Annotated in this window: 23 protein-coding genes; 7 read left to right on the forward strand and 16 right to left on the reverse strand. The window is 63.6% G+C overall.

Annotated features, from left to right (window positions below; genetic code table 11):
- Positions 1-186: 186 nt before the first annotated feature.
- From ACQ4WP_RS16605 to ACQ4WP_RS16620, 4 genes are read right to left on the reverse strand one after another with little or no spacing between them, the layout of a single operon-like run.
- Positions 187-1,764: an FGGY-family carbohydrate kinase gene (locus ACQ4WP_RS16605; RefSeq protein WP_436522475.1), complete on the reverse strand. Its 1,578-nt coding sequence runs from the start codon at positions 1,762-1,764 to the stop codon at positions 187-189.
- Between the two features lie 4 nt (positions 1,765-1,768).
- Positions 1,769-2,137 carry a hypothetical protein gene (locus ACQ4WP_RS16610; RefSeq protein ID WP_436522477.1) on the reverse strand — a complete coding sequence of 123 codons (369 nt, stop codon included), beginning with the start codon at positions 2,135-2,137 and terminating at the stop codon, positions 1,769-1,771.
- Positions 2,134-3,702: a glycerol-3-phosphate dehydrogenase/oxidase gene (locus ACQ4WP_RS16615; RefSeq protein ID WP_436522479.1), complete on the reverse strand. Its 1,569-nt coding sequence runs from the start codon at positions 3,700-3,702 to the stop codon at positions 2,134-2,136. Before ACQ4WP_RS16615 ends, ACQ4WP_RS16610 begins: the two co-directional genes overlap by 4 nt.
- Positions 3,699-5,309, reverse strand: coding sequence for an FAD-binding oxidoreductase (locus ACQ4WP_RS16620; protein ID WP_436522481.1), 1,611 nt, complete (start codon positions 5,307-5,309; stop codon positions 3,699-3,701). The genes ACQ4WP_RS16615 and ACQ4WP_RS16620 overlap by 4 nt, the downstream gene beginning before the upstream one ends.
- A 126-nt stretch (positions 5,310-5,435) precedes the next feature.
- Between ACQ4WP_RS16620 and ACQ4WP_RS16625 the strand changes: the two genes are divergently transcribed.
- The 3 genes from ACQ4WP_RS16625 (at position 5,436) to ACQ4WP_RS16635 (ending at position 8,300) form a co-directional block, all read left to right on the forward strand.
- Positions 5,436-6,512 (forward strand): AraC family transcriptional regulator, encoded by a 1,077-nt coding sequence (locus tag ACQ4WP_RS16625; RefSeq protein ID WP_436522483.1) that lies wholly within the window; start codon positions 5,436-5,438, stop codon positions 6,510-6,512.
- A gap of 92 nt (positions 6,513-6,604) precedes the next feature.
- A complete protein-coding gene (locus ACQ4WP_RS16630; RefSeq protein WP_436522485.1) occupies positions 6,605-7,387 on the forward strand; it encodes a 3-hydroxybutyrate dehydrogenase in 783 nt (260 codons plus the stop codon).
- Positions 7,388-7,451: 64 nt separating this feature from the next.
- Positions 7,452-8,300 (forward strand): DUF2071 domain-containing protein, encoded by an 849-nt coding sequence (locus tag ACQ4WP_RS16635; RefSeq protein ID WP_436522487.1) that lies wholly within the window; start codon positions 7,452-7,454, stop codon positions 8,298-8,300.
- Here the strand turns inward: ACQ4WP_RS16635 and ACQ4WP_RS16640 are convergent.
- Entirely contained in the window at positions 8,283-8,510 is a 228-nt protein-coding gene (locus ACQ4WP_RS16640) for a hypothetical protein (protein WP_436522489.1), read from the reverse strand. The genes ACQ4WP_RS16635 and ACQ4WP_RS16640 overlap by 18 nt on opposite strands.
- Before the next feature lie 84 nt (positions 8,511-8,594).
- Positions 8,595-9,821, reverse strand: coding sequence for an HD-GYP domain-containing protein (locus ACQ4WP_RS16645; protein ID WP_436522491.1), 1,227 nt, complete (start codon positions 9,819-9,821; stop codon positions 8,595-8,597).
- A 518-nt stretch (positions 9,822-10,339) separates the two neighbouring features.
- Between ACQ4WP_RS16645 and ACQ4WP_RS16650 the strand changes: the two genes are divergently transcribed.
- Positions 10,340-10,597: a diguanylate cyclase gene (locus ACQ4WP_RS16650; RefSeq protein WP_436522493.1), complete on the forward strand. Its 258-nt coding sequence runs from the start codon at positions 10,340-10,342 to the stop codon at positions 10,595-10,597.
- On the opposite strand, the gene ACQ4WP_RS16655 is transcribed toward ACQ4WP_RS16650, so the two are convergent.
- Complete coding sequence (locus ACQ4WP_RS16655; RefSeq protein WP_436522495.1) at positions 10,557-11,153, reverse strand: hypothetical protein; 597 nt, start codon at positions 11,151-11,153, stop codon at positions 10,557-10,559. The two genes, ACQ4WP_RS16650 and ACQ4WP_RS16655, sit on opposite strands and share 41 nt — an antisense overlap.
- A gap of 61 nt (positions 11,154-11,214) precedes the next feature.
- Entirely contained in the window at positions 11,215-11,580 is a 366-nt protein-coding gene (locus tag ACQ4WP_RS16660) for a winged helix-turn-helix transcriptional regulator (protein WP_436522497.1), read from the reverse strand.
- Positions 11,581-11,693: 113 nt separating this feature from the next.
- Here ACQ4WP_RS16660 and ACQ4WP_RS16665 point away from each other — a divergent pair, with 113 nt between their 5' ends.
- Both ACQ4WP_RS16665 and ACQ4WP_RS16670 read left to right on the forward strand, forming a co-directional pair.
- Positions 11,694-12,401 (forward strand): glutathione S-transferase family protein, encoded by a 708-nt coding sequence (locus ACQ4WP_RS16665; protein WP_436522499.1) that lies wholly within the window; start codon positions 11,694-11,696, stop codon positions 12,399-12,401.
- Between the two features lie 118 nt (positions 12,402-12,519).
- Positions 12,520-14,616, forward strand: a complete 2,097-nt coding sequence (locus tag ACQ4WP_RS16670) for a S9 family peptidase (RefSeq protein ID WP_436522501.1) — start codon at positions 12,520-12,522, stop codon at positions 14,614-14,616.
- 71 nt (positions 14,617-14,687) lie between these two features.
- Here ACQ4WP_RS16670 and ACQ4WP_RS16675 read toward each other — a convergent pair whose 3' ends face one another.
- From ACQ4WP_RS16675 to ACQ4WP_RS16710, 8 genes are all read right to left on the reverse strand, one after another.
- Positions 14,688-16,742, reverse strand: a complete 2,055-nt coding sequence (locus tag ACQ4WP_RS16675) for an esterase-like activity of phytase family protein (RefSeq protein WP_436522503.1) — start codon at positions 16,740-16,742, stop codon at positions 14,688-14,690.
- A gap of 73 nt (positions 16,743-16,815) precedes the next feature.
- On the reverse strand, positions 16,816-17,742 hold the full coding sequence (locus tag ACQ4WP_RS16680) for a helix-turn-helix domain-containing protein (protein WP_436522505.1): 927 nt from the start codon (positions 17,740-17,742) through the stop codon (positions 16,816-16,818).
- Positions 17,743-17,797: 55 nt separating this feature from the next.
- Positions 17,798-18,715 (reverse strand): helix-turn-helix domain-containing protein, encoded by a 918-nt coding sequence (locus ACQ4WP_RS16685; RefSeq protein ID WP_436522507.1) that lies wholly within the window; start codon positions 18,713-18,715, stop codon positions 17,798-17,800.
- A gap of 15 nt (positions 18,716-18,730) precedes the next feature.
- Positions 18,731-20,206 (reverse strand): mannitol dehydrogenase family protein, encoded by a 1,476-nt coding sequence (locus tag ACQ4WP_RS16690; RefSeq protein WP_436522509.1) that lies wholly within the window; start codon positions 20,204-20,206, stop codon positions 18,731-18,733.
- A complete protein-coding gene (locus ACQ4WP_RS16695; RefSeq protein ID WP_436522511.1) occupies positions 20,206-21,255 on the reverse strand; it encodes an ABC transporter ATP-binding protein in 1,050 nt (349 codons plus the stop codon). Before ACQ4WP_RS16695 ends, ACQ4WP_RS16690 begins: the two co-directional genes overlap by 1 nt.
- Positions 21,256-21,273: 18 nt before the next feature.
- Positions 21,274-22,092 carry a carbohydrate ABC transporter permease gene (locus ACQ4WP_RS16700; RefSeq protein WP_436522513.1) on the reverse strand — a complete coding sequence of 273 codons (819 nt, stop codon included), beginning with the start codon at positions 22,090-22,092 and terminating at the stop codon, positions 21,274-21,276.
- A gap of 10 nt (positions 22,093-22,102) precedes the next feature.
- Positions 22,103-22,963: a carbohydrate ABC transporter permease gene (locus tag ACQ4WP_RS16705; RefSeq protein WP_436522515.1), complete on the reverse strand. Its 861-nt coding sequence runs from the start codon at positions 22,961-22,963 to the stop codon at positions 22,103-22,105.
- A gap of 218 nt (positions 22,964-23,181) precedes the next feature.
- Positions 23,182-24,492 (reverse strand): ABC transporter substrate-binding protein, encoded by a 1,311-nt coding sequence (locus tag ACQ4WP_RS16710; protein WP_436522517.1) that lies wholly within the window; start codon positions 24,490-24,492, stop codon positions 23,182-23,184.
- 310 nt (positions 24,493-24,802) lie between these two features.
- Between ACQ4WP_RS16710 and ACQ4WP_RS16715 the strand changes: the two genes are divergently transcribed.
- On the forward strand, positions 24,803-26,104 hold the full coding sequence (locus ACQ4WP_RS16715) for a maltoporin (protein ID WP_436522519.1): 1,302 nt from the start codon (positions 24,803-24,805) through the stop codon (positions 26,102-26,104).
- Positions 26,105-26,151: the final 47 nt, after the last annotated feature.

Below are 26,151 nucleotides of genomic sequence, written 5' to 3' on the forward strand. Positions count from 1 at the left end.
AACACTGGGGCAGAGGATAGGCGGTGCACGATCAAGCGGCGGCGTTGACGGAAGCGTTGCGGCGGAACTCTGCCCGCGCGGACACGCCGCCGGCGCACTGCAGTCACCGGGATACGTTGCCTTGGTGAAATGCGGAACACATCATATATCGGATGCGAATGATTCGCAATACGATTTGATGAGTAGTTATTCCGGATAGCCTGTGATGTCGGCGATCTCGCGGTACAGGGGCTGCAGCCGCGCATACATTTTCTGGTAGACGCGCCGGTACAGTTGCTCATAGACCTTGCTGTGCCCAAGGTGCGGCTGGAATACCTTGCCCTTGCGCGTCATGGCTTTCACGGCGGCGGGAAAATCCGCATGCCAGCCCAGGCCCACGGCGGCGGCGATGGCCGCGCCCAGGCCCGAACTTTCATACACGTGGGCGCGCGCGGCGGGCAAGCCGAAGATGTCGGCCGTCAGCTGCATGGCCGCGTCGCTTTGCGAGCCGCCGCCCGCGATGCGCAGCTCCGTAATCGCAATGCCGCTGCGCCGCTCGATGCGCTCCTTGCCTTCGCGCAGCGCATACGCGAGCCCTTCGAGGATGGCGCGGTAGATGTGCGCGCGCGTGTGCACGTCGCCAAAGCCGATCATGGCGCCCTTCGCTTCCGGGCCCGGCACCTTGATGCCCGGGCTCCAGTACGGCTGCAGCATCAGGCCCATGGAGCCGGGGGGCACGGCCTCGACCAGGTGGTCGAACAACGCTTCGGCAGACAAGCCCGTGCCATCTTCGGCGGCGGCTGCCCGTTCGCGGTCGCCGAACTGCTCCTTGAACCAGTTGACCATCCAGTAGCCGCGGAAGATCTGCACTTCCGTGCTGTAGGCGCCCGGCATGGCGGCCGGATACGGCGGAATGAAGCGCGTCACCTCCACATACTTGCGGTTGGTCGTATTGATGGTGGCCGTGGTACCGTAGCTCAGGCACGCCACATGCGGCTCGACGCAGCCCGCGCCCAGCACTTCACACGCCTTGTCGGCGGCGGCCGCCAGCAGCGGCGTGCCCTCGGGGATGCCCGTCGCCGCAGCGGCGGCCGCCGTGATGGCGCCCATGCGCGCGCCCGGCGTCGCCAGCTCGGGCAGCATGGAGCGTTGAATCGCCAGCGCCTGCCATTTCCAGTCGAAGCGCCCGGCCCAGGCGTGGCGCTTGTAGTCGAACGGGATGTACGCCACTTGCGATCCCGTCGAATCGATATACTTTCCGCAGAGGCGGTGATTCAGAAAACCCGACAGCAGCAGGAATTTATGCGTGCGGCGCCAGATGTCGGGCTGGTGCGCGCTAATCCAGTTGATCTCGGCTTCGCGGCGGAAGTACGCGATCGTGCCTTCGAGGCGCGTGACGCGGAAGGCGGCGCGCCACCATGGCGCCAGCCGGGGAATCTGGCGCGTGCTGCGCTGGTCCAGCCAGGTGATGGCAGGGCGCAGGGCCGCGCCATGTTCATCCACGTTCACCACCGTGCCGCGCTGCGTGGTCACGGCCACGCCGGCTACCGAGGATTTAGCGATGTCCGTGCTGCGCCACAATTGCTGGCACGCTTCGCACACGGCTTGCCAGTAACCGTCGGCGTCATGCTCGGCCCAGCCGGGGTGCTCGGAGTAATACGCTTCGAGGAACACTTGCGCCTTGGCCGCCAGGTTGCCGTCCCTGTCGAACAGCAGCGCGCGCACGCTTTGCGTGCCATTGTCGATGGCAAGGATATACGGCCCGGCGCCGGAAACGCTCGCCATGGCCTCAGCCCACCATGGCCAGCGCGGCGCGCAGCGCCTGCAGCAGCGCTTGCGGATCTTTTTCCGGCTGCGCGCTGAATACGGGCGCCTCCCAGTCCTGTCCGTGCACGGCCACCACGCGCAGGCCGCCCTGTGCGCTCCAGGCCGGATACCAGCCCACGTCGACGATATCGCCATTCGCGCACGTGATTTGCAGCAAGTCTTCGCCCAGGTCGTCGACGAGGGCATTCACGGGCTGGCGCAGGTCCAGCGGCGACAGGCTGTCATAGGTGATGCGGGCGTCGCCCAGCGCCAGGGGCTGGCCAAACAGGATGGTCTCGATGATGCTCTCCTTTTTATAGTTTTTTATCGTTGTTTTTATCGTTTGCTTCATGCGTCTTGCGGCACGCTGTAATGACTGCGCCACAGGGCCAGATAGCGCGCCTGCTCCGCATCCCAGCGTACATCATCCCACCCGAGTTCACGCTGGCAGATGGCGCGCAGGCGCGGCATGATAGCAAGCGCGCCGCCGGCCAGCTGCAAACCGAGGCGCGTGCGCCGCAGCAGCAGGTCGTCCAGGTGCTGCACGTCCTCGTTGCGCGCGCCCCAGCGCAGCTGCGCCCACAGGGTCTGCGTGCCGGGAATTTGCTCCAGTTCGCCCTCCTGCGCCGCATCGCACAGCGCCTGCGCGGCCGCACCATGACGGCCCAGCAGGCGCGCGCGCTGCTCGCCATCGAGCAGCAAGGCCTTGCCCGACAAGGGCGGCGTTGCGTCAAAAATAGGCAAGGGGAGCAGATCCGCCTGCCAGCCCGCCAGCAGCGGCGCGGCGCAGCGCAGCGCGTCGAGGGCGATCGCGCGAAACGTCGTCAGCTTGCCGCCAGCCACTGTCAGCAAACCGTTTTCCAGCCATAGCGCATGTTCGCGCGCTTCTTTCGACGGGTCAAGCTGGCCGCTGTCGATCACGGGGCGCACGCCGGCAAACGTGGACAGCACGTCGTCTTCGCCCAGCGCCAGCTGCGGAAACTGCCAGCGCAGCGCCAGCAGCAGATAATCGAGTTCGCCGCGCGTGATGGCCGGTTCCAGGTCCAGGCTGGCGCCGTGGTCGACATCGGTGGTGCCCACCAGTGTCACGCCCTCCCATGGATAGGCGAAGACGGGACGGCCATCCTGCGGATGCATCAGGCTGACGGCTTGCGCCAGCGGCAGGCGCCAGGCAGGCAGCAGCAGATGGCTGCCGCGCAGGGGTCGCAGTTTCGGCTTTTCTCCCACCTGGCCGCGCAAGCCGTCGGCCCAGGCGCCCGTGGCGCTGATCACCAGCCGCGCGCGCACCGTTGGCTTTTCGCCGCCGACGCCATCGATCAAGGTGGCACCGACGACCCGCTGCCCCTCTCGCAGCAGCGATGCCACGCCCAGGTAATTGACGGCCACGCCGCCATGGCGGCGCGCCTCCTGCAGCACGCGCAGCACCAGGCGCGCATCGTCCGTCTTGGCGTCCTGGTACAGCATGCCGCCCTGCAAGCCTTCGCGCTGGATGTGCGGCGCCAGCATGGCAAAGTCCGCCGCATCGACATAGCGGCGCGCGCGCCGGCCCGCCATCACGTCATAGATGGCCAGCCCCAGCATGAACTGGCGCCGCCCCGGTTTCCTGCCGACGTAATCGCCAAAGGCAAAGCCCTGCGGCTCGACCAGCCCGGCCGCATCCGTCAGCAAGGCTTGCCGCTCATGCACAGACTCGCGCGTCATCGCGAACTGGCCCTGTTTGAGGTAGCGCAAGCCGCCATGCACCAGCTTCGATGAACGGCTCGACGTGCCCCAGGCGAAATCGCGCTGCTCCACCAGCAGCGCCGTCAAGCCGCGCCGCGATGCTTCCAGCAAGATGCCGGCGCCCGTGATGCCGCCGCCGACGATCAGCACATCCCAGTCGCGCGCCAGGGCGCCGGGCAAATCCTCCCTGCTCACAATCCGCCCCCGGCCTCGGGCAGCAGTTTGCCGGGATTCATCATGCCCTGCGGGTCGAACTGGCGCAGCAGCGCGCGCATGGCCGCGATGCCCAGCTCGCCCTTTTCGGCAGCCAGCCACGGCGCGTGGTCGGTGCCCACGCCATGCTGGTGGCTGATTGTGCCGCCGTTGGCCACGATGGCGGCGCAGGCCGCGTCCTTCAGGCTGCGCCAGCGCGCCATGTTTTCTTCATACGTGGGCGCCAGCCGGTATACATACGTGGTGTAGACGCTGGCGCCCTGCGCATACACATGCGACAGATGCGTGTAGGCGTGCACCTGCTCGCCATGCGCGGCCAGCGCGCCTGCCCCCGCCTGCTCCAGCGCCGCCATCATGGGTGCCACGCGCGGCCAGTCGACGGCCGTTTCCACCGTGTCGATGACATAGCCGTGTTCCCAGGCGCCATTGCGCAGGTAGACGTTGCGAAAGCGCCCCTGCTTCCACTTGTCGCCCATGTGCCGCCCCACGTGCACGCCCTTGTGCCGCCGCGCCAGCGCCAGGGCGCCGCGCAGGGCTGCGCGCGCCGGTTTTTTTTCTCCGCTGACGCCCACCATCAGCATGCATTTTCCTTCTGCGCAGCCGCGCAGGGACAGGTAACGTTCCAGCAATCCCACCAGTTTCTTGTGGCCGGCCAGGGTCAGCATGGTCTGCGTCTCGAGTGCGTTCGACAGGCGCAGCATGCACAGGGGCAGGCGCGACTGGGCCAGCGCCCGCACGGCCGCCTGCGCCTGGCCCCAGTCGGCGAAAAACACGGCGTGGAATGCTTCATGGGGCGGCAGCGGCGAGATGCGCACCGTGGCCTGCGTCAGGATGCCCAGCCGCCCCTCGGAACCGAGCACCATTTCGCGCAGGTCGATGCCGGCCGCCGAGGCAGGAAACGTGGGAATCGTCAAAGTGCCGGACGGCGTTTCCACTTCGCCGCCCGCAAACAACTGCTCGATGCGACCATAGCGCAGCGATTGCTGGCCCGACGAGCGCGTGGCGATCCAGCCGCCCAGGGTGGAATATTCGAACGACTGCGGATAATGGCCCAGGGTATAGCCATGCGCGCGCAGCTGCGCTTCCAGGTCGGGGCCATACACGCCCGCGCCGAACGTGGCCAGCTGCGCCTCGCGATCCAGATGGCCCAGCGCAGACAAACGCCGGAGGCTCAGCGACAGCACAGGGCGCGACCCCGCCGCCACCGTCAGGTGCCCGGCCACGCTGCTGCCGCCACCGTGGGGTATCACGGCCACGCACGCCTGGCGCGCATACGCGAGCAACTGGCGCACCTGCAGCGCGCTGTCGGGAAAGGCCACGCCATCGGGCACCGCGCCGATGCGGCCATGGCGCAGCTTGAGCCAGTCGGGCAGGCTTTGACCCAGCGCATGGCGCACGCGCGTGGCAGGCATGGTGTCGATCAGCGGATGCGGCGCCAGGCGCGAAGCGGGAACCCGCGCGCAGGCCTCGTCAAATGTGGCATCGAGCATGCCGCTGCCCGGACCCAGGCGCTCGCCCAAAAAAGCCAGCGCCTCCGCGCTCAGCGCATATGTGACGCTCTCGTCCCCCCAGCCATTCCAGCGTTGCATCGACATCCCCTGTGTTTGGCCAGTTGCGCGCCACGGCGGCTTGCTATACTGTCCTTGCCTTATCAACAGCATATGCCGCCAGAGACGAAGGGTATTGGTTTTTCATGACAATTGCATTGTTCCATCATGCCAGGCACTGACAGCCACCACGTGGAAGGCAGGGTCGCCGGCGCCTATCTGCAGCCGCTGCTGGAAGCGGCCGGCGCGCACGGCATCGCTGCCGCCACCCTGGCGCGCGCGGCCGGCGTAGCGCCGCACAGCCTGGAAGCGTCAGCGGCCAGCCTGGCCGCGCGCGACTACGTGCGCCTGCTCGATGCGGGCGCACAGTTGGCGGGCGACGCGCATTTCGGCCTGCACGTGGGCCAGCGCGTGCGCATGGGCACCTACAGCGCGTATGGGTTGATTTTGCTCAGTTGCAAGAGTGTGGGCCACGCGCTGGAACAGACGGCCCGCTATGAACGGCTGGCACACGACCTGGGCCGCTCGACATTGCAGCGCGATGGCGCCGTCGCGCATTACCGCTGGGCCAGCCACTATCCGGGCGCCAGCCGGCACCTGGTCGACAGCGTCTTTGCCGGCATCCGCGTGTGCGGCGACTGGCTGGCTGGCCTGCCGCTGCCGCCGGCCCGGCTGGCGTTTACCCACGATGGCGGCGGCAACTTGCTGCGCCACGCGACGCACCGTGACGAATACGTGCGCGTGCTGGGCAGCCTGCCAGCCTTCGGCGCGGACGCCAACACGGCCACCTTCGACGCGCAATTGCTGGATTGGCCCGTGCCGAACGCCGACGTCAGCCTGTACCCCGTGCTGTGCCAGCATGCGGAACAATTGCTGGCGCAGCGCCAGGCCGAAACGGACACTGGCGGCGGCATCGAGGCGCAAGTGCACGCGGCCATCGTGGGAGGCTTGCGCCAGGGTTCGGCGCGGCTGGCCACCGTTGCCGCCACGCTAGCTGTTACGCCGCGCACCCTGCAGCGCAAGCTGGCCGACGCAGGCACCAGCTTCCAGGCCCTGCTGGACCAGGCCAGGTACGGCCTGGCGCGCGATTATTTGCGCGAGCCGGACTTGTCCCTGGTCGACATCGCCTTTCTGCTCGGCTACCAGGAACAAAGCGCCTTCAACCACGCGTTTCGTACCTGGGCGGGTACCAATCCCGGCGCCTGGCGCCTGCAGGAATTACAGGCGAGACAAGCCGGCTTGTAGGCGTGCGGGGGCCATGCCCGGCGCGTTTTCTGGCTATACTGGCATAGTCTGACTTCCCACGATCACTCCAACCCGCAATGCAAAGGATTAATATGCAACTCAAAGACAAAGTCGCACTGATTACCGGCGCCGCCAGTGGTATCGGCAAGGAAATGGCCATTGAATACGCGAAACAAGGCGCCAAGGTCGTCATCGCCGACCTGGTCCTGGAAGCGGCCAGCAAGACGGCCGAGGAAATCAAGCAATCGGGCGGCCAGGCATTTGCCGTCGCCATGGATGTCTCCAGCGAAGCGCAGGTCGACCAGGGCGTGGCGGATGCCGTGGCCCACTTCGGCGGCATCGACATCCTGATCAGCAACGCGGGCATCCAGATCATCAGTCCCGTCGTCGACTACCCGTTCGATCAGTGGAAAAAGATGCTCGCCATTCACATGGACGGCGCCTTCCTCACCACGCGCGCCTGCATGCGCGAAATGATCAAGGCCGGCCGCGGCGGCGCCATCATCTACATGGGTTCCGTGCACTCGCACGAAGGCTCGCCGTTCAAAAGCGCCTATGTGGCCGCCAAGCATGGTTTGCTGGGCCTGGCCAAGGTGGTGGCCAAGGAAGGTGCGAAGGATGGCATCCGCGCCAACGTCATCTGCCCCGGCTTCGTGCGCACGCCGCTGGTCGACAAGCAAATCCCCGAACAGGCAGCCCAGCTGAACATCAGCGAAGAAGACGTGATCAAGAAGGTGATGCTGAAAGACACCATCGACGGTGAATTCACCACCACCCAGGACGTGGCGCAAACGGCCGTGTTCCTGGCAGCGTTCCCATCGACGGCACTGAGCGGCCAGTCGATCGTCGTCAGCCACGGCTGGCACATGCAATAAACACCTAACGTATCCGGCAGGCGGCGCCGTCCGCCTGCATCAGCGCAACCGAAAGACTTCCCAATTGCACGACAACTCCTACCGCCACCCGCGCGCGGGCTGGCCGGGGCACCTGTTTGCCGCGCTCGCCAATTGCACGCACTTTGCCAACGCGCGCCAGGCTATCCTGTCCCGCCTGCCCTTCCTGACCCTGCACAGCGACGTGCGCGACGTCGTGTATGTGAGCTGGCTGGTCGACGCCCGGGCCGCGCAGCAACTGCTGCCCGCCGGCGTGACCCTGTGGCAGCGCGACGGCAAGACGCCGTTTACCGTGCTGACCTACCGCCACGGACATTTCGGCCCGGCCCTCTTGGGTCCGTTACGTAAGCCGCTGCCATCGCCCCTGCAAAGCAACTGGCGCTTCTACCTGGACCACACGCCGCCGGGCGCGCCCGATGTGCCTTGCGTGTATTTCCTAAAAAACATCATGGATAGCTTGCCCCATGCACTGGGCACGCGGCTGTTCAGCGATATCCTGCCCACGCACCTGGCGAACTCCATGACACTGGACATTTCCGCCACACAAGCCCGCTGCAGCATTGCCAGCGGCGCCGGCAGCGCGCCGCCGCTGGAGGTGCAGGCGGACATCACAGCGGACCATTGCCTGGATGCCGACTGGCAAGCGCTGTTCGGCAACTGGCACGATGCCGTCGCCTTCCTGGCTTGCCAGGATGCGGCCATCGCGCACGTGCCACGCAACGACAAGCTGGTCTTCGGGGAAATCGACTTGCCCGTTGATCTGGATCAAGTGCAAGCGCTGACCGCCTTGCGCGCCGACTGCGGCTTGCTGGGGCAGTTGCCACCGGTGTCAAAACCGTTTGCCTTCCTCGTGCCCAAGGTTCCCTTCAAAGCACTGTCAGAGCGCCTGCTGTAGCGCGGCGCGCCGGTGCGTGGTGGCACCTGCCTGGCCACCGCGCCGCCGTTCCAGCTTGAACAGAGCCATCGCCTGCTCCAGCTGCAGGGTCTGGTCTTGCAGCGATGATGCCGTGCACGCCTTGCACGGCGCCCGGCATCTCGGCGCCGTCTGCTGCAAGGCGAACGCCTGCGCCGCCTGCTGGCGCGTGGGTTTGGTGCGCACGGACATGTCGCTGACGGGACACGGCACTGACACCCTTATTTCAATATCTTATTATTAATAAAATGTACTTTATTCCAGCCGTGGCAGCCGCTATGCCAAGGCCGGTTCGCCGGTCCAGTAACGGTCCACGTCCAGCAAGCCCCACTGGGCGGCGCTTTCCGTGGAAACAATGCGCTCCTGGCAACCCGGCGCCGCCAGGTCGATGAGGCAGGGTGCGATACAGGTGCCGGCGCGGATGGAAAAAAATACGCGTACCGTGGGCGAAGTCAGCGTCTTGCCCGCCGCCTGTCCCACCACCACGGCCAGGCGCTCCGATTGCAGCCGCACCAGGGTGCCCAGCGGATAAATACCCAGGCATTTGACGAAGGCGGCAAACAGTGTCGCGTCCAGGTGCCCGCCGCGCCAGGCTGCCATGCGGCGCAGCGACTCGGCGGGGCACCAGCCCTGCTTGTACGGCCGGTTCGAGGTGATCGCGTCGTACACGTCGCAGATGGCGCCCATGCGCGCATACAGGCTGATTTCCTCGCCACGCAAGCCCTTGGGATAGCCGCTGCCATCGAGTTTTTCATGGTGGTGCAGACACACGTCCAGCGCCACCGGATCGATATCGTCCACTTCGAGCAGCATGCGATGGCCGGCCGCCGCATGGGTGCGCACGGAAGAAAACTCCGCGTCACTCAGGCTACCAGGCTTGTTCAGGATGGCCGATGGCACGGCCATCTTGCCTATATCGTGCAGCAATCCCGCAAGGCCGGCGGAGCGCACCTGCTCCGGCGCCAGCTCCAGCTCCCTGGCCAGCGCCGTCATCAGCGCACACACGGCCACCGAGTGCATATACGTATAGTTATCGGCGGTTTTCAGGCGTGCCAGGCCGAGCAGCACGCCGCCGCCATGCAGCACCGAGGCGGCGATATCGTCGACCAGCTCGTAGGCCTGTCCTACGGACAAGGCCTTGCCCATGCGCGCTTCGTCAAACATCGTCTGCACGGCCTGGCGCGTGCGCTCGATCAGGCGCCGGGCATGCACCATTTCCTCCTCACGCGACAAGGTAGGCGCCACATTCGAAACGGGGATGGAGACGGCCCGCGCTTCGGCTTCGGTGCAGACTGCGGGATCGGCAACAGGTTCTGGCGGCGCCAGCCCGCGCGCGGTGTCGATCCACACTTCGTTCAGCCGGGCTGCCCGGATACGCTCCAGGTCAGCCGGCGATTCGAGTAAAAAGGAGCGCTTCCAGAACGGGGTCTCAAGCCAGGAGCGGCCGAGGCGCGCGACATACATACCCAATACCAGGTCGGTACTCGCTATTTTTTTCAGCACGGAGGCTCTCCAGACATTCAGGTTGCAACAGCTAATTGCGTATAAAACATCATACGCCGGACTAAATGATTAAACTAAATAAATCACTTTATATGGCATATTCGCAACACACAGGGGAGAAGTCAACAAAAAATAATGAATTTACATAATTTCTACAAATTATGTGCAGAATACAACTGAATACATCAATTAAAATGAATTTATATTAACTTCAAGGAATTTTAGGGGCATCATCCGTCCATCAGCGCGCGCCACGCGCAACCATGCGGGCGGCCTGGCGGCTATCGTGTAAAGCGCCTGCGATGCCACCTTCGCCAAGACGTTCGATGGCATCATTACTGGGTGGAATGGCGGCGCGGAACGGGATTCTGCTTCAGTGCCGCGCAGGCGATCGGCCAGCCTGATGCCGCTGATCGTCCCCGCCTCACAGAAGGAAGAAGAGCGGCAAATACTGGCGCACGTGGCCAGCGGCGAAGCGATATCGAGCTTCGAGACGCGGTGGCATCGGCGCGGCCAACGTGGACGCGCACCTGCAGCGCGCCTGGACCTCGTGCGTGCGAGATGCGCGGTACTGTGCCGCGCTGATGCTCGATATCGACTGGTTCGAGCGTTATAACGACCCCTATGGCCACCAGGCAGGCGACGACTGCCTGCGCCGGGTCGCAAGCTCAAGCGGCCGGACGACTTGCTGGCACGCTATGGTGGAGAGGAATTTATCTGCCGGCAGCGTGGCGCCTAGCGCGGCACGTAGCGCCAGTTACCGCTTTCCAGCATGAAGGTGAGTTCCGTCTTGATGCCTTCCGGACGGCTCGGCACGCTCAATTCCGTATCGCACACCAGGTAACCCGTCTTGCGCTTGACGTCGCACTCGTTGACGGCCTTGACCTGCATGGTGCTCTGCGCTTCCTGCATCTGCACATCCTTGGCCGCTTCCGGATCGCGCGCCACTTCTTCCTTGGCCCAGGCGCGTATCATGGCTTGCACCTCGGCCGGAGACGGTCCCGCGAACTTGGCATCCTTGCGCTCGACGCCCACCCATGTACCATTCTCGTTACGCAGCGGCAGCACCATGAAAGCATCGCGCATACCCGCGCTCATGGCGACCAGGCACACCACTTCGCCCGGCACTTCCTGCGAATCCTGGCAGCCGGTCAAGCTGGTGACCTTGACGGCGATCGGTACCGGCACAGCCGATTGCAACTTGGCCCGGGTCTTGGCCACGCCCACCTGCACGGCGGCGTGGATTTGTTCGAGCGTCGGCATGGTGGCCGCCTGGGCCGGCAGGGTGGCGAACAGGGCGGCGGCGGTCAGGGCGAAAGAAGTCAGGCGCATGGGTGTCGAGAGTAGTGATCAAAGGCCGGCAGTCTAGCACTTTGCATAAAAACAGCTGTTTCTATAGGGAATTATCCACGGCATCGGGTGCGAGAAAAGCACCGCCCGCGTCCGCCTGTCCGCGCAGGCGCAGGCCGATGCCGCGCAGCATCTCGACCAGCTCACGCAAGCGCAGGCCCTCATCCGTCAGTTGGTATTCCACCTTCACAGGCACTGCCGCGTAGATGGTGCGCGTCAGCAAGCCCGCCGCTTCCAGCGCGCGCAAGTCCAGGGTCAGCATGCGCTGCGAGATATTCGGCACGGCGCGGCGGATTTCGCTGAAGCGCTTCGGCCCCGCCATCAGATAGCTGAGCAGCACGATGCGCCAGCGCCCGCCCAGCAGGCGCATGGCTTCTTCCACGGCGCAGCCGGAGATATTCTCTTTCATGGTTCGCTTGCCACCTGGTATAAAAAATGTACCTATACCACATTATTCTGCCTTCTTCCAAATAGTAAGCATTACCCTTAGACTGCCCTTCCCTCACCCATTGGAGTTTCGACTTGGAAACCACCCTGATCTACAGCGTGCCGTTCGGCTGCTCGTTTGCCGCCATCGCCGCCCTCGAATGGAGCGGCTTGCCCTATCGCCTGGCCCGCGTGGAAGCGCGCGACCCGGCCAGCAAGCAGCATCCGGCCTTTCTCGCCATCAATCCGCTGGGCCAGACACCGGCCCTGCTCACGCGTGCGGGCACGCCGCTACTGGAAAGCATGGCGATCCTGCTGCACCTGGCCGCCCACGCGCCGGACAGCGGCCTGGGTTTTGCGCAGGGCACGCCGGAATACGACCGCCTGAACAGCGTGCTGTCGTTCCTGCACACGACGTTCCACGCTGCCTTCATGCCCGCCTTCCAGGCATCGTGCGCGGCACCTGACGATGCGCGCGCGGCCGTCTGGCGCGAGATGGCCGTCGACAAGGTCAACAAAAGCCTGGCGCACCTGGAGCGCCTGCTCGCTGGCCGCGCCTGGCTGGCTTCCGCTGCCGCGCCGAGCATCGCCGACGCCTACCTGGCCGCCACGGCGCGCTGGGCACAACCGCTGCAGCTGGCCAGCCTGGCCGACTATCCGCACGTGGCGCGCGTGCTGGCCGCGCTGGAACAAGACCCCGGCATCCGCTTTGCCCACGCCATCGAAGATGGCTTGCCGGCCACCGGCCAGGGCGGTTTCCTGGGCCACGTGGCGCTCGACCAACTGGCACTGCCGGCCGGCTAACCGGCGGTCAACTCCCCATACAGGCGCCTCTTTATTGCTATGATGTCGGGCTGCCGGCGGTACAGCCGGCCACGTCAATACCATATCGATAACGTCGTCATAAGAATCGGGAGTTTGAATGAGTTTACGTCTGCTGCTCTTGGGAGCATTCAGTGCCGCCATGGCCACCACCGCCGCCGCCGCTGCTGCAGAACCTGCGCTGGCCGCGCCGCGCGGTTTCACCGTGGAAGACATGGTGGCCATGGAACGCGTGGGCAGTCCCGTGCTGTCGCCGGACGCCACGCGCGTCGTCTACACGGTGCGCACCACCAACCTGGACAAGAACCGCGGCAACACGCAGCTGTGGATGATCGACCTGCGCGCGCCGAACGCGGCGCCACGCCAGCTCACGCGCGGCGAGTCCAGCGCCAGCGACCCGCAATGGTCGCCGAACGGCGACGCCATCTACTTCCTCTCGGGCCGTTCCGGCTCCTCGCAAGTATGGCAGCTGCCCCTGAACGGCGGCGAAGCGGCCAAGGTCACCGACCTGGCACTGGACGTCGACACCTACCGCTTGTCGCCGCAGGGCGACCGCCTGGCCTTCAGCATGGGCGTCTTCCTCGATTGCGCGGACCTCGCCTGCACGAAGAAGCGCCTCAATGAAAAAGCCAGGAACAAGGCGACCGGCATGGTCTACGACCAGATGTTCGTGCGCCACTGGGATACCTGGGCCGATGGCCGCCGCAACGCGCTGTACTCGGCGCCCATCGACGCCAGCGGCATGGTCAGCGCCGCACCCGTCAGCCTGAGCGGCACCCTGGACGGCGACGCGCCTTCCAAACCATTCGGCGACAATAGCGAATACCACTTCAGCCCGGACGGCAAGACCGTGGCCTTCTCCGTGCGCGTGGCCGGCCGCCAGGAATCGTGGTCGACCAACTTCGACGTCTACACGATACCGGCCGCCGGCGGCCAGGCGCCGCGCAATCTCACCGCCGACAATCCGGCCTGGGATGCCAAAGCCACCTACTCGCCCGATGGCCGTACCCTGGCGTATGTCGCCATGACCAAGCCGGGCTTCGAGGCGGACCGCTTCCACCTGGTCTTGATGGATGTCGCCACGGGCAAGAAGCGCACCCTGGCCGACGACTGGGATCGTTCCGTGGCGGACTTCCGCTGGACGCCGGACAGCAAGGCTTTCCTGGTCGCCGCCGATGACGTGGGCCAGCACCGCTTGTTCCACATCGACGCGGCCAGCGGCAAGGTCAATGCGCTGACGGGCAAGGGCGCCGTGGGCGATTTCGACGTGCGTGGCAATACCATCGTGCTGGCGCAAGCCAACCTGGCCTCGGGCGCGCAGCTGTACACGCGTAAACTCGACGCGAAGTCGGAAACGGCGCCGATGGTCCAGCTGACCAAGCAGAACGCGGCAGCCCTGGCCGATGTGCGTTTCGGCGAATATGAACAGTTCTCGTTCGCGGGCGCGAATGGCGAAACCGTGTACGGCCACGTGATGAAGCCATGGAATGCCAAGGCGGGTGAAAAGTATCCGGTCGCTTTCCTCGTCCACGGCGGCCCGCAAGGCAGTTTTGGCAATAGCTGGAGCTACCGCTGGAATCCGCAAGTGTATGCGGGCGCCGGCTACGCCACCGTCTTCATCGACTTCCATGGCTCCACCGGCTATGGACAGAAGTTCACGGATTCCATCAGCGGCGACTGGGGCGGCAAGCCGCTGGTCGACTTGCAAAAGGGCCTGGCAGCGGCCACCCAGAAATTCCCATGGCTGGACCGCGAGCGCAGCTGCGCGCTGGGCGCGTCGTACGGCGGCTACATGATGAACTGGATCGCCGGTAACTGGCCGGACGGCTTCAAATGCCTGGTCAACCACGACGGCGTGTTCGACAACCGCGGCATGGCTTACGCGACGGAAGAACTGTGGTTCACGGAATGGGAAAACGGCGGCCCCTACTACGACGCGCCAGCCAAGCACGAGCAGTTCAATCCCGTGAACTTCGTGAAAAACTGGAAGACGCCGATGCTGGTGGTGCAGGGCGACCTGGACTTCCGCATCCCCACCGCGCAAGGCCTGGGCACCTTCACGGCGCTGCAGCGCCAGGGTATCCCGAGCAAGCTGCTGGTCTTCCCCGACGAGAATCACTGGGTGCTGAAACCGGCCAATTCGCTGCTGTGGCATCACACGGTGCTGGATTGGTTGAATACCTATACCAAAAAGTAAGCCAGGCCCATAGTAAAAAAGCCGCACAGTTCATTCGCACTGTGCGGCTTTTTTTCATCCGTCAAACTGCATCAATACGCAGTGAGCGCCTTGCCGAACTTCACGATCCACAAACGGCTAGGACGCTCGCGGTCGTCGCCGCGCGCCACGCGGATGGTATTGGCAGCATTGCAGCCGGTGGCGGCGCTGGTGACGATGGTGCCGTTCGCATCGACCGTGCACTTGGTCACGTCGGCGTCCGCCACTTCCACGCCATTCGCGTCAAAGATCTTGGTTTTCAGGCCGAAATCGTTGTCATTGGCCAGCGCGATGGTGGAGTCGTCGATCAGGGTCAGGCCTTCGGCCTTTTCCGCCGCCCAGCCGATGGCGTTCAAGTCCAGCAGCAGGGTTTTCTTCAGCGGCGTCACGGACGCCCAGTCGGCGCCATTCACGGCTGCGCCGCCCATGCTGCTTTTTTCCAGGTCGGACGTGGTCGCATTGAAGGCGGCGGCCGCGATATCGGTGGCACCCTTCAATTCGACCAGCATCAGTTTGTTGAAGACCTTGCCCGATGGCGCGGCGCCCTGCTCGATGACGAGGAACTTGCCGCCGCCCAGCGCCACCATGTCGCCCAGCTTGGCGTTACCCGTGCGGCCATCCTGGTAGTCGGCCGCATTCAGCGGATACGCATACATCTTGCCGCTGCTGCCCGTCGTCGGATCGAATTCGATCCAGCGCGTGAAGCGGGCGAAGCGTTCGACCTGTTCATTCTTCTTCGTCACCGTGTACGGCGCGCTGCCGTCGGACAAGGGGCTTTGCAGGAAGGCGTACAACTTGTCGTTGCTCGTGTCCAGGGTCATGCCTTCCATGCCGCGATTCGCGCGGCGCTTGGCGAACAGCGCCGGCAAGCCCTTGCCCGGCTCGTACTTGGCCTGGATGATGCCCGTGGCGGCATCGATCTTGACGATGAACGGGCCGTATTCGTCGGACACCCACAGCGCATTGCGCTTGGCATCGACGACGATGGCTTCCGAATCGAGGCCGCCCGCGTTGAAGACAGCCTTGCCGGTCGCGTCGAACTTCATGACATCCATGACGGGAATCTCGGCCGAATTGCCTACCGCGCCCACGGGCACGGGCAAGCCCGCGCTGTTGACCGTGGCCGACACCTTGATCGGCGTGCTCGATGCCAGCACGGCGCCGTTCTTGCCCACCGTGATGACGCCGAACGATGGCGTAAAGCTCGGCGACGGGAATATCTTGCTGCCGATCGTGCCCTTGCCCGATGGGTCGGGCAGCAGCGGGCCATCGCCGTTCGGGCCGCGGTCCGTCAAGCCATAGAATTCCAGGTCGCCGGCAGCATTCTTGCCCTTGTAAGCCAGACCCGAACCGTAGGACGGCAAAAAGCCGTTCGGAAATTCGCCCTTGATCTTGGCATTCACGCCTTCGTACGGCACATAGTATTTGTCCGCCGCCTGGATCTGATAGCGCGTCACGGTGACTTTCACTTCGCCCACCGGGTTGGCTTGCGTCAGCGCCTCGTTGACAGGCGCGCCCGCCTTGGAAGCGAGGGTATCTTCGAAATGTTCGCGCACCAGCGCGCGGCGCTCCGCATCGACCGTGCGGCTGGCGAATTTCCCGCCCACGCTGCTCAAGTGCGCGGCCAGGGCCGCGTTGAAGACGGCCGGGGCGCCGGCAAAATCCAGCGTCTTGCCCACCAGCGCCGTCTTCACTTCGGCCGTGAGCTTGATGCCGTTCGACGGATCGCTGTCCTCATCGAGCAGTTGCAGCGCCAGCAGGCGGTTGACGACCTTGTCCTCCGCCACCTTCGTGCTGGCGGCCAGCGCCAGCGGCGTGACGATGGCGCCGCATGGCGCCGAACCCAGGGCCAGGCCGCCGATGCTGAAGGCCACCGTATCGCCCGGGTTGCAAATGAATTCGCCCTTGGCGTTGGTGCTGGCCTTGGCCGCGCTGCCCGCCACGTAATCGAGGCCTTCCACCGCGCCGTCGAGGAACACGCCCGTCTGCGCCACGGGTTTGGAAGGTTCCGCCGGCGTATTATCGCTGCCGCCGCAGGCGGCCAGGGTCAGGCTGGCGGCCAGGGCCAGCAGGGTCAGTTTCGGGATCGACGTTACAGCAGTGTTCATGCATTCCTCGGCTAAGGTGGGTGGATTTAACCGTGGAGAGTAACTGTTCAAAGTGACAAGCCAATGACAGCCTTCACGCCAGTGGCGTATCCGCAACAGGCCCGCCGATGCCGCCAAAGCGGCCATCGGCCTGGCGCCGGAATTCCTTCGGCGTGACGCCCTTCACGTGCAGGAAGCGGCGGTTGAAATTGGCCACGTTCTGGAAACCCACGTCGTAGCAGACGTTCGACACATAGTGATCGGTATCCATCAGCAGCTGGCAGGCTTTGTTGATGCGCAAACGGCTGATGAAATCCGTAAAACTGTTGCCCGTCGCCTTGCGGAAGAAGCGCGAGAATTTACTCAGCGACATGCCCACCTGCTCGGCCAGCATTTCCGCCGAAATCGGCTCGCGGTAATTGTCCGTGATGTAATTGAGGACGGAATTGACCTTGGCCAGGGTGGCGTCATCGTCGTACGAGCGCAGCGAGGCGCTCGACAGCAAGCGGTAATTGGCCGTGCGCGCCAGCTTGCTCATTAATTGCACGAATTCGGCGAAACGCTCGGCGCCATGCGTGGCGCCGATGCGCGCCAGGTGCCGCTCCGCTTCCGCTCCCATCTCAAAAAACTCCACGCCATAGCTGGAGCGTTCCAGCAGGGGCAGCAGCTCGCGCAATTCGGGGATAACGCGCGCGGCGTCCGTCAGCGGCGCATGGGCGAATTGCACGATCATGTCGCGCAGGGCCACGCCGCCTTCCGGCAGCACGTTGGAAATCCAGTTGTGCGGCAGGCGCGGGCCCGTCAGCACCAGGTGGCCGGGCGAAAATTCGCCGATATAGTCGCCCACGAACAATCGCCCGCTGGTGGCGACGATCAGGTGCAGCTCATACTCTTCATGGCAGTGCCAACGCACGCGCGAGCTGGGATAGCCATGTTCCAGGTAATTGATGATGCCATCATAGCTTTCGCGTTCCAGTTCAGGCGCCTTGCGCTCGCTGTCCTTCTGCCACAGGTGTTCCATGCTTGCCTCTCCCAGGCTGTCCCCGCCTGTGCCACCCAATGTACCTCAAAAAGCCTCATGCGCCAAAACGGCCCAGCGCCTGCTGGCGAAACTCCTTCGGCGTCATGCCCTTCAATTCCAGGAAGCGCCGGTTGAAATTGGCCACGTTATTAAAACCCGCCTCGTAGCAGATGTTGCTGACATAGCGCTCCGTCTCCATCAGCAGCTGGCACGCCTTGTTGATGCGCAGGCGGTTGACGAAGTCCGTGAAGCTGTTGCCCGTGGCACTGCGAAAGAAGCGCGAAAACGTCCGCTCGGGCATGTCCACCTGCTCGGCCAGTTGTTTCAGCGAAAACTGGCTGCTGTAATTGTGCACGATGAAGTTGATGGCCGAACTGATGCGCGCCAGGGCCACGTCGTCGTCGCTCGACTGCATCGGCACCGTCGACAGCAATTGGTAATCGCTGGTCTGCGCCAGTTCCCCCAGCAGTGTCAAAAATTCGATGAAGCGCGGCAGGCCGCTGCTGTCGCGGATGCGCTGGAAGCGCCGCAGCGACTGCTCGCTGACGCCAAAAAACTCCACGCCGTGCAAGGCGCGCTGCAGCAACGGGAAAATCCCTTTCAACTCCGGGATGACGGCGGCCATCGAAGCGAGCGGCGCATGCGAAAACTGGATCACCATGTCGCGCAAGGCCACGCCTTCGGGCGGCGTGTCGAGCGAGACCCAGTTGTGCGGCACGCGCGGCCCCGTCAACACCAGGTGGCCGGGCGTGAACTGGCCGATGTAGTCGCCAACAAAAACCTTGCCGCTCGTCTCGACGATCAGGTGCAGTTCGTACTCGTCGTGATAGTGCCAGCGCACCAGCGCATTTGGAAAGCCGTGCTCCAGGTAGCGGATGAAGCCGAAACTGCCTTTCGGCTCGAAGCCGGGCGTGGCGTCGCGCTGCTGTTCCAGCTCCATCTGCGGCAAGACAGCATCGGCTTTGCGTGGCATGGCGCGCCCTCCCCGTCAGGCCACGCTCTGTTCCAGCGCCGCGCGCGCACCCAGCCCATACAGGCTGGCCAGCGCCTCGCCCACCGCCTGCGTGAACGGGGGCGTGTCGCAGAGGTCGCCGAACAGCTCGCGCAGGGACAGCAGCGCCGTAGCGTCCGCCCCGCCTTGCAGCGCCAGCGCGCGCAGGCGCGCCGCATACGGGTCGTTCAGTGGCATCTCGCGTCCCTGCTCGTCGTGGCCTTCCAGGTAACGGAACCAGCACGCCACCGTGAAGGCCAGCAGCGTGATGGCGCCACCCCGGGCCAGCGCTTCGCGCACGGATGGCAGCACGAATTTCGGGATGCGCGCCGAACCTTCCGTGCCGATGCGCACCAGCTGGTCGCACACGGCCGGATTCGAGAAGCGCTCGATCAGGGTGTCTTTGTAGCTGTCCAGGGCTATGCCCTCCACTTCGTCGAGCAGAGGCGTGACCTCGTCATCCATCATGCGCCGCACGAGCTGGCGGATGCCAGGGTCGGCCATCGCCTCATGCGCATACGTGTAACCGAGCTGCATGCCAATGTAGCACAGGGCTTGGTGGCTGGCATTCAAGAGGCGCAGCTTCATCTTTTCATACGGCAGCACGTCGTGCGTCATCTGCGCGCCCACCTTTTCCCAGGCCGGCCGGCCGTGCGGGAATTCGTCTTCGATGACCCACTGGCGGAACGGTTCGCACACCACGGGCCAGGCATCGATGATGCCAAAGCTGTCGCGCAGCAGCGCCCGGTGTTCATCGGTGGTGGCTGGCGTGATGCGGTCGACCATGCTGTTGGGGAAGCTGCCATGCGTGGCCAGCCAGCGCGCCAGTTCCCCGTCGCGCAGAGCGACAAAGGCCAGCAGCATCGTGCGCGCCACGTCGCCATTGTTTTGCAGGTTATCGCAGGACATGATGGTAAACGGCGCCAGTCCCCGCTGGTGGCGCAGGGCCAGGGCGGCGGCCAGGTAGCCGAACGAGCAGCGCGGCGCCTGCGGGTGCGCCAGTTCATGCACGATATCGGCATGACCGGCGTCAAACTCGCCCGTACCCTGGTTGACATAGTAGCCGCCCTCGGTGATGGTCAGCGCGACGATGCGCGTGCCAGGGTCGGCCAGCTTTTCCAGCACGGCTTGCGGCTCGTCGGGCGCATACAGATACTCGCCGATGCTGCCGATGATGCGCGCCGAGTCGCCGGCCGCGCTGCGCTCGACCACCGTGTACAGCTCGTCCTGCGCCTGCATGGCGTCGCGCATGGCCGCATCATGCGGCAGCAAGCCCACGCCGCAATAGCCCCATTGCTCATTGCCGGGCAAGGCCAGCAAATCGTCGAGGTACACGGCCTGGTGGGCACGGAAAAAGCCGCCCACGCCGATATGCACGATGCTGGCCACGTGGGCGCCGCGCGCATACGCGGGCACGGCAACGTTGGCTGGCAGCTGCGCCAGATTCGCCTGGTTCAATGCGATGGCGTCCATTACAGCCCTCCTTTCGCTGCCGCATAGGTCTTGCCGGCGCGGTCAAAATAATGCACGAAACCCGGCTCGAAGGTCAGGTGCGTCTGCTGGCCCGGCTGCAGGCTGCTGCGCTCGGCACCGCGCGAGACTACTTGCACATTGTTCGGCAAGCGCACATAGGTCAGCGTTTCCACGCCCAGCGATTCCACCAGGTCGACGGTGACGGGCACGCTGCCCGGCTGCGCCGCCCCCAGGTGCACGTGCTCGGGGCGAATGCCGACAAAACCGTCGGCCTGTGCCGCGCTGCCCGCCTGCGTCAGCAACTGCGGCGCCGCATCGGCGGGCACCACGTTCATGCTGGGCGTGCCGATGAATTGCGCGACAAAGCGATTGGCGGGGCGGTCATACAGTTCCAATGGCGAGCCATGCTGCTCGATCTGCCCGTCGCGCAGCACCACCACGCGGTCGGCCAGAGTCATCGCTTCCACCTGGTCGTGCGTGACATAGATGGTGGTGGCGCCCAGCTCGCGGTGCAGCTTGGCGATCTCGATGCGCGTCTGCACGCGCAGGGCCGCGTCGAGGTTCGACAGCGGTTCATCGAACAAAAACACCTTCGGGTCGCGCACGATGGCGCGGCCGATGGCCACGCGCTGGCGCTGGCCGCCAGACAGCTCCTTCGGCGTGCGCTCCAGGTATTTCCCCAGGTCGAGGATGGCGGCCGCCTTGTCGACTTTCTCGCGGATGATGGCAGGATCGACGCCGGCCAGCTTCAGCGCGAACGACATGTTCTGGAACACCGTCATGTGCGGGTACAGCGCATACGACTGGAACACCATTGCCAGGTCGCGCTTGGACGACGGCAGATTCGTGATGTCGCGCCCGTCGAGCGACAGCTTGCCGTCGTCGATCGGCTCCAGGCCCGCGATCAGGCGCAGTAGGGTTGATTTTCCGCAACCTGACGGCCCCACGAAGACGACGAATTCGCCTTGTTGGATGTCCAGGTCGATGCCCTTGATGGCGCGGTGTTCGCCAAAGAATTTCTCGATATTGCTCAGTTGAAGGTAAGCCATGATGTCATCCAATAATGTTTACTTAACAGCGCCAAAGGTCATGCCTTGCACGAGTTGTTTCTGGCAAAACCAGCCCAGCGCCATGATGGGCGCGATGGCCATCAGCGAAGCGGCCGACAATTTCGCCCAGAAGAGTCCTTCCGGGCTGGAATACGAGGCGATCAGCCAGGCCAGGGTGCCCGCATTGGAAGCGCCCAGGTTCAGCGACCAGAACGATTCATTCCACGACCACACCATGCACACCAGGGCAGTGGAAGCGATGCCGCCCACGGACAGGGGCAGCACGACGTGGCGGAATTCATCCCACACGGTGGCGCCATCCATGCGCGACGCTTCCAGGATTTCGCGCGGCAGCTCCTTCATGCTGGTGTACAGCAGCCAGATCATGATGGGCAAATTCATCAGCATGAACATGATGGTCAGGCCGATGCGCGTGTCGAGCAGGCCGAAATACTGGTAGCAGATATAGATCGGCATCAAGGCGCCCACGCCGGGCATGTAGCGCGAGCTGAGCATGAATTTCAGCAAGCCGATAGTGCCGCTCGTGGGAAAGAAAGCCATCGAATACGCGGCCGGAATGGCGATCAGGAGGCCTATGGCCGTCGACACCACGCTGGTAAACAGCGAGTTCCAGGCGTAGCCAAAGTAATTGTCGCGCGCCAGCACTTCGCGGAAGCTGTCGAGTGTGGGTGTGAAGAACAGCAGCGGTGGCGTGGAAATGGCTTGCCCTTCCGTCTTGAAGGCCATCAGGCCCAGCCAGAAGATGGGAAAGAACAGCAGCAGCGCGCACAGCCAGGCGGCGGCCGTGCGGCCATACAAATTGAGTTTGCTATGCATCAAGGTCTCCTTATTTCGACAGATTCTTGCCGATGACGCGCATCAGGAAGAAGGCGGCGATGTTGGCGATGAGCACGGCAAACAGCGCACCGGCCGAGGCCGCTCCCACGTCATACGACAGCAGTGCCTGTTGATAAATCATGAAGGTGATGGTGGTCGTGTCGAAGCCGGGACCGCCGCCCGTGGTGGTGAAGATTTCCGCAAAGATCGACAACAGGAAGATCATCTCGATCATCAGCACCACCGAGACGGCGCGGCCCAGGTGGGGAATGTAGAGGTAGCGCAACTGCTGCAGATAGGTGGCGCCATCCATGCGCGCCGCTTCCAGCTGCTCGCGGTCCATCGATTGCAGGGCCGTCATGAAGATCAGGCAGGCAAATGGCAGCCATTGCCACGAGACCATCATGATGATGGAAAACAGGGGGTGGGCCGACAGCCAGTCGACGGGCGTGGCGCCAAAGAACAGGCTGATCTGCGCGAACAGGCCGTAGATCGGGTTGAGCAGCATGTTTTTCCACATCAGCGCATTCACGGCCGGCATGACGAGAAACGGCGAAATCAGCAGCACGCGCACGATGGCGCGCCCCGGGAACGCTTCATTGATCAGCAGCCCCAGCGCCGTGTCCAGCACCACGGTGATCAGCATGACGGAAAACAGCAGAGTAAAAGTGTTCTGCAAGGCGGGCAGGAACGAGGCATCGGTAAAGAAAAAGTGAAAATTGGCCAGGCCATGGAAAGGATGGCCGCTCGGATCGAGCATGGAATAGCGCACGAACGCGTAATACAGCGTGATCAACAACGGAATCACGGAAATGACGGAGACGGCGACCACGGCCGGTGTCAGCAAAGTCCGGGGGATAATGCGTTTCATAGGATTTCTCTTGGGACGTGAGGTGAGTGATTGATCTGACGCAATAGCAAGACCAGCCACGTCACCTGTTTTACAAACCAGACAGCACAGCATAGATGCCTGACAAAACCGTAGCGAGCGGCAGTGATTTGTGGCCGAGAAGCGCAACCGTACTCTAGTACGGTGAGCATCGCCGGCCGCAAAGCGCGACGCGCAGTAGGTTTGGTCAGGCTATCCTCTTACTTGTAATAGCCGCCTTTACGCATTTCTCTTTCCGCCGTCTGCTGCGACAATTCCAGCGCCTGGTCCACCGTCACCTTGCCCAGCAGCGCTGCCGCCATCTGCTGGCCGGCCGCCACGCCGATCACCTGGAATTCGGGAATCGACGCAAATTGCACACCCACGTAAGGCGACGGCGGCAAGGTGCTTTGCACGGCGCGCGTGGTGGCCAGTGCCTTGCCTTCGGCGGCGGCGAATTTCGCCACTTTCTGGAACTCGGGACTGGCATACGTCGACTTGCGCGTGCCCGTCGGCACGTTGGCCCAGCTCGTTTCCTTGGCCACCAGTTTCACGTAATCGGGCGACGTGGCCCAGTTGATGAAGCGCTGCGCTTCATTCGGGTGCTTCGAACTCGCGGGTATGGCGAGCGACCAGATCCACAGCCAGTTGGCGCCCCGCTCCGTCACGCCGATGGGCGACTGGGCGAACGCCACCTTGTCGGCCACCTTGCTTTGCTTGGGGTCCGTGATGAAGGAGGCGGCAATCGTCGCGTCGATCCAGATGCCGCACTTGCCCTGGTTGAACAGCGCCAGGTTTTCATTGAAGCTGTTGGCGGCTGCGCCCGGCGGGCCGTATTTCTTCATCAGGTCGACATACATGGTGACCGCATCCTTCCACGGCTTGCTGGTAAATTGCGGCTTCCATTGCATGTCGAACAGCTGGCCGCCATAGGAATTGGCCATGGTGGTGATCAGGGCCATGTTGTCGCCCCAGCCCGGCTTGCCGCGCAGGCAAATGCCGTACACGCCGTTGGCCGGATCGTGCAGCTTGGCCGCCACGTCGCGCAACTGGTTCCAGCTGGGGCGGTCCTCGATCGTCACGCCGGCCTTTTTCACCAGGTCGCTGCGGTACATGATCATCGAGCTTTCGCCATAGAACGGCGACGCGTACAGCTTGCCATCGCCGGACAGGCCCTCGCGGATGGCGGGCAGCAAGTCGTCGATATCGTATTTGGCGTCCGGCTTGATGGGGATCAACCAGTTTTTCTTGCCCCAGATGGGCGTTTCATACAGGCCGATGGTCATCACGTCGAACTGGCCGCCCTTGGTGGCGATATCGGTGGTCATGCGCTGGCGCAAGACGCCCTCTTCCAGGGTCACCCATTTGAGCTTGATGTCGGGATTGGCTTGCTCGAAGAACTTGCTGAGCTTTTGCATTTCGATCATGTGGCCGTTGTTGACGGTGGCGATGACCAGGTCGGTGGCGGCAAAGGCGGGCGAAGCGAAGCAGAAGGCGCCGGCGCACAGCGCGGCAATGGCGGAACGTTTCATTGTGTGTCTCCAGTGTTTTTTGTCGTTGGCAATGCTCAGATACTTGGCACCACGACCACAATGTAGCACCGGACTTTGATACTTTCTGATACTTCAAAACCGCAATTCGATACTCTTTTGCAGGCCCACTATGCGCGAGAGTATCGATATGCAGTAAAAACAACACTCTGAAAGAAAGTATCGTCACTTGTCTGTTTTGTATCAGGGTGCTTAAAAAAGCGCTGCTAGACTTAGTTTTCGGCATTAGACCGTATGCGATGGCCGTCCTCCGGGGCGCCAGCGCTACCACCTACATTCTTCTGGAGACCGCATGAACCGTACTGCATTGAAAATCTTACCTGCCCTGCTCCTGGCCATCGCCAGCGCTTCCGCCATGGCCGATCCCATGTACCCAGGCGATGCCGAAGGCTTCCACGGCTACCTGCGCGCCGGCGCCGGCAGCAACACCTCCGGCGGTGGCGGTTCGCAAGGCTGCTTCGGCCTGGGTGGCAATACCATGAAATACCGTCTGGGCAATGAGTGCGACGCCTACACGGAATTCGGCTACACCAAGTCCGTCGCCAAGTCCGGCGGCGTGAACTACCTGGCAACCATCTGGGTCAACGCCTACGCACCGAATTCCGATTTCGGCGACAACAAGCTGGGTATCGTCAAGGCCTATGTCGAAGCGCAAGGACTCGACTTCCTGAACGGCGGCACGGCCTGGATCGGTAAACGCTTCTACTACCGTCCTGACATCCACATGCTGGATCTGCAGTACATCAATATGAACGGCACGGGCGCCGGCCTGGACCGTATTCCTGCGGGTCCGGGTAAATTCTCGTATGCCTTCTTCAAGGACAACGATATCGCCCAGCGCGATGACGACAAAGGCACGCGCAGCGGCGTACCGGGTTCCTACCTGGGCACCAAATCTGCCGTACGCCAGAACTTCATCTACGGTGAAATTCCTGTCAACACCAATGGCACGCTGGATCTGGCCGCGACCTACATCATCGGCGAAGGCAAGGATGATGCCATTCTGGGCAAGCGCAATAACGGCTGGCAGCTGTCGGCATTCCACCGTCAAGCGAAAGTCTTCGGCGGCGGCAATACCTTCGGCGTGCAGTACGGCGTCGGTCCTGGTGTCGGCGGTGCGGGCAACGGCCAGTTCGGCGCCTCGGGCGACACCGGCTACGGTTCGGACCGCAAGCGCACGCGCATCTTCAATGACATGGCGATCCAGCCGATGGCCAACTTCGGCATGGAATTCGTCGCCCTGTGGCAAAAAGACGAGTCGAATGCCAATGGTTCCTCGACCTGGACCTCGGTTGGCGTGCGTCCCGTGTACGCGTTCACCGACAACTTCAAGCTGGTGGGCGAACTGGGCACGGATCGCGTGACGCAAGCGGGCGGCTTGCCGGCCAAGCGTTTGACCAAGCTGACCATCGCACCGACGATCTCCGCCGGTCCTGGCCTGTGGTCGCGTCCTGAACTGCGCGCTTTTGTGACGTACGGCAAATGGAACGATGCGGCCACCGCCTCGGTCAATGCGTCGAACAACGGCGGCCCGATCTACAACAACAATACCAGCGGCACCTCTTACGGTTTCCAGGTGGAAACCTGGTTCTAACCGGGATCAGCGGTAAAAACTAAAAAGGGTGGAACCGCGGTTCCGCC

The sequence above is a fragment of the Janthinobacterium lyxosi genome, from assembly GCF_051380665.1.
Classification (GTDB): Bacteria; Pseudomonadota; Gammaproteobacteria; order Burkholderiales; family Burkholderiaceae_D; genus Janthinobacterium.